This is a genomic window from Pseudomonas sp. MPR-R2A5 (assembly GCF_058793055.1).
The window spans coordinates 67081-73491 of record NZ_JBXAFK010000042.1 but is presented as its reverse complement, the minus strand read 5'-3'; the positions used below and the strand labels follow the sequence as shown (position 1 = coordinate 73491).

Annotated in this window: 6 protein-coding genes; 5 read left to right on the top strand and 1 reads right to left on the bottom strand. The window is 59.9% G+C overall.

Features of this window, described 5'->3' with window-relative positions:
* Window positions 1-359, top strand: a 359-nt coding sequence (locus tag AC1Q6I_RS25715; protein ID WP_492618408.1) for a hypothetical protein, incomplete at its 5' end; no start/stop codon positions are given.
* 2 nt (window positions 360-361) lie between these two features.
* Window positions 362-2254 (top strand): penicillin-binding protein 2, encoded by a 1893-nt coding sequence (mrdA, locus tag AC1Q6I_RS25710; protein WP_024074415.1) that lies wholly within the window; start codon window positions 362-364, stop codon window positions 2252-2254.
* A 4-nt stretch (window positions 2255-2258) separates the two neighbouring features.
* Here the strand turns inward: mrdA and AC1Q6I_RS25705 are convergent, their stop codons facing one another.
* Complete coding sequence (locus AC1Q6I_RS25705) at window positions 2259-2660, bottom strand: GFA family protein (RefSeq protein ID WP_102624306.1); 402 nt, start codon at window positions 2658-2660, stop codon at window positions 2259-2261.
* Window positions 2661-2758: 98 nt separating this feature from the next.
* Between AC1Q6I_RS25705 and AC1Q6I_RS25700 the strand changes: the two genes are divergently transcribed.
* The 3 genes from AC1Q6I_RS25700 to AC1Q6I_RS25690 all read left to right on the top strand — a co-directional run bounded on the left by AC1Q6I_RS25700 (window position 2759) and on the right by AC1Q6I_RS25690 (window position 6399).
* On the top strand, window positions 2759-3226 hold the full coding sequence (locus tag AC1Q6I_RS25700; RefSeq protein ID WP_024074417.1) for an SRPBCC family protein: 468 nt from the start codon (window positions 2759-2761) through the stop codon (window positions 3224-3226).
* A 168-nt stretch (window positions 3227-3394) separates the two neighbouring features.
* Window positions 3395-5752: a DNA polymerase II gene (locus AC1Q6I_RS25695; protein WP_069075619.1), complete on the top strand. Its 2358-nt coding sequence runs from the start codon at window positions 3395-3397 to the stop codon at window positions 5750-5752.
* Window positions 5753-5820: 68 nt separating this feature from the next.
* On the top strand, window positions 5821-6399 hold the full coding sequence (locus AC1Q6I_RS25690; protein WP_024074419.1) for a GNAT family N-acetyltransferase: 579 nt from the start codon (window positions 5821-5823) through the stop codon (window positions 6397-6399).
* Window positions 6400-6411 lie beyond the last annotated feature (12 nt).

Below are 6411 nucleotides of genomic sequence, written 5' to 3'. Positions count from 1 at the left end.
AGGTCATCGTCAAGATTAAATTCCGAAACCCCATTTGCGAAAGCAGATGGGGTTTTGTTTTGGGCGGTCGAAAAGCGCAGGCGCAAGCGTGCTCATGCAGGACGACAACGCTGACGCGCACCCTCGGGTTGGCATCCCACCATCCTGATGGCATGTTGGCCCGAGTGACGCCTGGCTGTTGGAGCATAGATACCCATCTGAATTTTGACTCAACTACACAAAACAACTCTTCCAGAGTGCCGTTGGGGAAATCGATGCAAAGTGTTTCTTCATTTTTGGTATGGTGCAGCACATTTTCACAAGGATTGATTTTTCATCCGCAGGACGCGGCGTCGACCTTCTTCAACGAGATGCTGTAGAAATGCCTGAACCCATACCGATTAAAGATCACGAAAAAGAAAACCGTTTGGTCAACAAACGTCTGCTCGCCTGCGCGCTGTTGGTGATTGGCATCACCTGTGCCTTGGTGGGCCGCATGTATTTCCTGCAGGTAGTGCAGTTCGACTATCACTCGACGATTTCTGAAAACAACCGGGTCCATGTCCTGCCCATTACGCCCACCCGCGGCCTTATTTATGACCGCAACGGGGTTGTGCTGGCTGACAACCGTCCCAGCTACAACCTGACCATTACCCGCGAGCGCACCACGGATCTCAAAGGTGAACTCGACGCCATCGTCAACCTGCTGCACCTGCCCGCCGAAGACCGTGCCGTGTTCGATAAGGCACTCAAGCAAGCACGCCACCCCTTCGTCCCTGTCACACTGTTTTACGAGTTGACGGAAGAGCAGATAGCCGTATTGGCGGTGAATGAATTCCGGCTTCCCGGGGTCGATGTGGAGCCACAGTTCGTTCGCCACTACCCGCTGGGTGCGCACTTCGCTCACTCCATCGGCTATGTCGGCCGTATCAACGAAAAAGAATCCAAGGCCCTGGATTCGGTGGAGTACCGCGGTACGCAATCCATTGGTAAAACCGGCATCGAGCGCTTCTACGAGTCTGAACTGCATGGTCATGTCGGCTATGAAGAAGTCGAGACCAATGCTCAGGGCCGGGTATTGCGCGTGCTGAAGCATACGGACCCGATCCCCGGCAAAAACATCGTCCTGAGCCTGGACGTCAAACTCCAGGAAGCGGCTGAAGAAGCCCTGGGCGATCGTCGTGGTTCGGTGGTCGCCCTTGACCCGCAAACCGGCGAAGTACTGGCCATGGTCAGCAAACCGAGCTTCGACCCGAATCTGTTCGTTACCGGTATCAGCTTCAAGGAATACGCCGCGCTGCACGACTCGATCGACCGGCCACTGTTCAACCGCGTATTGCGCGGGCTCTATGCCCCAGGCTCAACCATCAAGCCGGAAGTGGCGATTGCCGGTCTCGACAGTGGCGTCGTCACAGCCCAAACCCGCGTCTTCGACCCCGGTTACTACCAACTGCCGGACTTTGACCATAAATACCGCAACTGGAACCACAGTGGCGACGGCTGGGTGGACATGGACGCGGCCATCATGCGCTCCAACGATACCTACTTCTACGACCTTGCCCACAAGCTGGGGATCGACCGCTTGCACGACTATCTGGCCGAATTCGGCCTTGGCCAGAAGGTCTCACTGGACATGTTCGAAGAGTCCGCTGGCTTGATGCCATCCCAGGCCTGGAAGCGTGCAACAAGGCGCCAACCCTGGTTCCCGGGTGAAACCGTGATCCTCGGAATCGGCCAGGGCTATATGCAGGTCACGCCGCTGCAACTGGCTCAAGCCACCGCGTTGATCGCCAACAAAGGTGTGTGGAACCGACCGCACTTGGCCAAGACCATCAATGGCGTGCCGCCGGTGGATGAGAACCCCATGCCCAACGTGGTCCTCAAGGATCCGCGCGATTGGGAGCAGGTCAACCACGGTATGCAATTGGTAATGCACGACCCGCGCGGTATCGCCCGGGCTGCTGCGCTTGGCGCCCAATATCGTATTGCTGGCAAGAGCGGTACCGCGCAGGTAGTGGCAATCAAGCAGGGGGAGCGCTACAACCGCAACAAGACCCTGGAGCGCCATCGCGACAACGCCTTGTTCGTCGGCTTCGCACCAGCGGAACACCCGAAAATCGTGATCTCGGTGATGATCGAAAACGGCGAGGCGGGCGGACGTGTGGCAGGCCCTGTAGTGCGCCAGATCATGGACGCCTGGCTACTCGACCAAGAAGGCCACTTGAAGCCGCAATATGCGACCCCGAGCAAGGCGCCGGGCGACCCGCACGTCTGACGAATCAGGTCTTCCACTCATCCCACTGTTCCACGCCCTCATAAGTCAGCCACGGCACATCATGGGCCGTCCAGATGTGCGAGGTGGGCCTGATGCCCGGATCATCATCCAGCGTCGCCACCCGCACAATCACATGCGGCTGAAACTCACGTTCAGCGATCAGATGTGAGCCGCAGCGCGAGCAGAAATGCCGGTGCTTGCCCGGCGAAGATTCAAACGACGACAGCAGGTCCTCACCTTGCGTCCAGCGAAAATGCTTGCGCATCACGCCGGCTGTGGCCACGAACGCAGCCGCATGCACTTTGCGGCAGCTGTCGCAGTGGCAGTGGCTGATGGGCATGTCCAGGCTGTCCACTTGATAGCGCACGCCTTTACAGAAGCAACTTCCATTCAACGGGTCAGTCATAACCTATGGCCGGGTCAAGGATGGGGTCATCATCATCGCGCACAACCGAAGTTTGCGCATTGGTCGATGTCGCCTACTGTCAATGGAGGAGGTGACTTATGCATGTATTAGATCGCATAGAACGAAAAGTCCTGCTGAACGCTTCACGTAAACAAGTGTGGGCGGCACTGACCGATGCCGAACAATTCGGTCGCTGGTTTGGCATTGCCCTCAAGGGCAAGACCTTTGTTGCCGGGGAGACCATCGAAGCACCGATTACCTATCCTGGTTACGAACATGTGGTGTGGAAAGCCAAGATCGAGCGCATCCTGCCGCAAACGTTGTTCTCTTTCTGGTGGCATCCGTTCGCGGTCGATAAGACTGTCGACTACGACCAGGAGACACCCACCCTGGTGGAGTTCACGATTGAAGACCGTGCGCCTGGTATTCTGCTGCGGGTCGTTGAGTCGGGCTTCGACGCCATTCCCGAGGCTCGCCGTCAGAAAGCCTTCAAGATGAACTCCCGTGGATGGGATGAGCAGATGGGCAATATCGAAAACTATCTCAGCCAAGCCCGGCAGGCTTGACCCAAACGGGCATCATGGGCGATGCCCGTTTCCAGCTTCTTGTAGACGTCGATGGCTGCCGACACCGTGGCCACCCTCTGATCACCGGTTGTTCGCCGCAAACGTTCGGCGTTTAGACGTATGACAGGTAGAATCACGCCCTGAAAGCGATTCCTGAGGTGCGGTACGGTGGATTTACAGCAGGGTTTTGTCCTGACCCGGCATTGGCGCGACACCCCTGGGGGCACGGAGGTCAGCTTCTGGCTGGCCACGGACCTTGGGCCACGGTTTATCCGCCTCCCCGTGCAAACCTCGGTGATGTTCATTCCCGAGGCCCACCGCAAGCCGCTGGATTGGTTGCTCAAGGATGAGCGCGATATCGAGTTGCGGCCGTTGCAACTGTGCGACTTCCATCACCGCCCGGTCCTGGGCCTGTACACCCGTCAGCACCGTCAGGCGATGGATCTGGAAAAACGCCTGCGCACCGCCGGAGTGGATGTCTACGAAGGCGATGTACGGCCCCCCGAGCGCTACATGATGGAGCGCTTCATCACCGCCCCGGTGTGGTTCGGCGGCACGCCGGATGCCAGCGGCACGCTGCTCGACGCGCAGATGAAACCTGCGCCGGACTACCGCCCCTCGCTCAAGCTGGTATCCCTCGACATCGAGACCACCGCCCAGGGCGATCTCTACTCCATCGCCCTCGAAGGTTGCGGCGAACGCCAGGTGTACATGCTCGGTCCACCGAACAACACCGACGCAGTCGACTTCAAGCTCGACTACTGCGAGACCCGCGCCCAATTGCTCGAACGCCTCAATCAATGGCTCGCCACCCATGATCCCGATGCCATCATCGGCTGGAACCTGGTGCAGTTCGACCTGCGCGTGCTCCACGAACATGCCAAGCGCCTCAATGTGCCGCTGCTGCTTGGCCGTGGCGCCGAGCCCATGGCCTGGCGCGAACATGGCAGCCGCAATCACTATTTCGCCGCGGCGGCGGGGCGCTTGATCATCGATGGTATCGAAGCCCTGCGCTCCGCTACCTGGAGCTTTGAATCCTTCAGCCTGGAAAACGTCGCGCAAACCCTGCTTGGCGAGGGCAAGGACATCTCCACGCCGTACCAGCGCATGGACGAAATCAACCGCATGTTCGCCGAAGACAAGCCCGCCCTGGCGCGCTACAACCTCAAGGACTGCGAGCTGGTCACGCGGATTTTCGAGAAGACCGAGCTGCTCAAGTTCCTGCTCGAACGCGCCAGCGTCACCGGGTTGCCGGCCGATCGCAACGGTGGCTCGGTGGCCGCCTTCACGCACTTGTACCTGCCGCTGATGCACCGCCAGGGTTTCGTCGCGCCGAACCTGGGCGACAAGCCGCCCCAGGCCAGCCCTGGCGGTTTTGTCATGGACTCGCGCCCCGGCCTCTACGAATCGGTACTGGTGCTCGATTACAAAAGCCTCTATCCGTCGATTATCCGCAGCTTCCTGATCGATCCGGTGGGCCTGATCGAGGGCCTCAAGCACCCGGACGACAGCGAGTCCGTGGAAGGCTTTCGCGGTGCGCGCTTTTCCCGCACCCGGCATTGCCTGCCGTCCATCGTTGCTCGTGTTTCCGAAGGTCGCGAAGAGGCCAAGCGTGAACACAATGCGCCGCTGTCCCAGGCGCTGAAAATCATTATGAACGCCTTCTATGGCGTACTCGGCTCCAGCGGTTGTCGCTTTTTCGATACACGGCTGGCCTCGTCGATCACGATGCGCGGCCACCAGATCATGCGCCAAACCCGCGCGCTGGTCGAAGCCCAGGGCTATGAAGTGATCTACGGCGACACCGACTCCACCTTTGTCTGGCTCGGCAGCGCTCATTCCCAGGCCGATGCCAGCCGCATCGGCCGGGCACTGGTGCAGCACGTCAACGCATGGTGGCGCACGCATTTGCACGATGCGTTCGGCCTGCAAAGCGCCCTGGAACTGCAGTACGAAACCCACTTCACCCGCTTCCTGATGCCCACCATCCGTGGCGCGGAGGAGGGCAGCAAGAAGCGCTACGCCGGCTTGGTGGTGCGCGCCGATGGTAGCGAGGAGATGGTCTACAAGGGCCTCGAAACCGTGCGCAGCGACTGGTCGCCCCTGGCCCGGCAATTCCAGCAGGAACTCTACCAGCGCATCTTCCATCGCCAGCCCCACCAGGACTATGTGCGCGACTACGTGCGGCGCACATTGAACGGCGAGCTCGACGAATTGCTCATCTACCGCAAGCGCCTGCGCCGCCAGCTCGATGACTACGAACGCAACGTTCCGCCTCACGTGCGTGCTGCGCGCCTGGCCGACGACTACAACGACCGCCTGAACCGCCCACGCCAATACCAGCGCGGCGGCTGGATCAGCTACGTGATCAGCGTCAATGGCCCCGAACCACTGGAAGTGCGCCAGGCGCCGATCGACTACGACCACTACGTTACCCGCCAGTTACAGCCGGTGGCCGATGCTATTTTGCCGTTCGTGAATGATGATTTCAGCACCCTGGTCGGTGGGCAAATGGGCCTGTTCTAAAACACTTGCCTCGTCCGGGTGAGAGCCTGCACTCTTGTTCTCTGACGACCATCCGACGGCGCCGCCCCATGACCCACATCACCCTGACCGGCCACACGGTCGAGCTCTTGCCCCTGCAGCGTGAACACGCGGCCGCCTTGCTCGACGCAGCCGCCGACGGCGAGCTGTGGAACCTCAAGGTCACCCATGTACCGGGCCCGCACACGGTCGATCAATACATCGACACGGCCTTGGCCGGACGTGATGCCGGCACGGTTATCCCATTTGCCGTCGTGCGCCGGGACACCGGCCGGATCGTCGGCAGCACGCGGTTCTGGAAGGTTGACCGGGCCAATCGCAAGCTGGAAATCGGCCATACCTGGCTGGCGCAGTCCACCCAAAAAACCGCGATCAACACCGAAGCCAAGCTCTTGCTGCTGACTTACGCTTTCGAAGTCCTCGATTGCGTGCGCGTGCAATTCACCACCGACGAACTCAACGAAAAATCCCGAGCCGCGATTCTGCGCCTGGGCGCCGTCCAGGAAGGCATCGTGCGCCACGAACGCATCATGCCCGACGGGCGCAAGCGCAACTCGGTACGCTTCAGCATCATTGATTCGGAATGGTCGCAGGTGAAGGCCAACTTGCAGGCAAAGCTGCTGCGATAAGGAGGAAGCACC

Bases quoted from the DNA above. Each gene is read 5' to 3' on its own strand.
- AC1Q6I_RS25700 (WP_024074417.1), top strand. From the start codon at position 2,759: ATGCATGTATTAGATCGCATAGAACGAAAAGTCCTGCTGAACGCTTCA.
- AC1Q6I_RS25690 (WP_024074419.1), top strand. From the start codon at position 5,821: ATGACCCACATCACCCTGACCGGCCACACGGTCGAGCTCTTGCCCCTG.
- AC1Q6I_RS25705 (WP_102624306.1), bottom strand. From the start codon at position 2,660: ATGACTGACCCGTTGAATGGAAGTTGCTTCTGTAAAGGCGTGCGCTAT.
- mrdA (WP_024074415.1), top strand. From the start codon at position 362: ATGCCTGAACCCATACCGATTAAAGATCACGAAAAAGAAAACCGTTTG.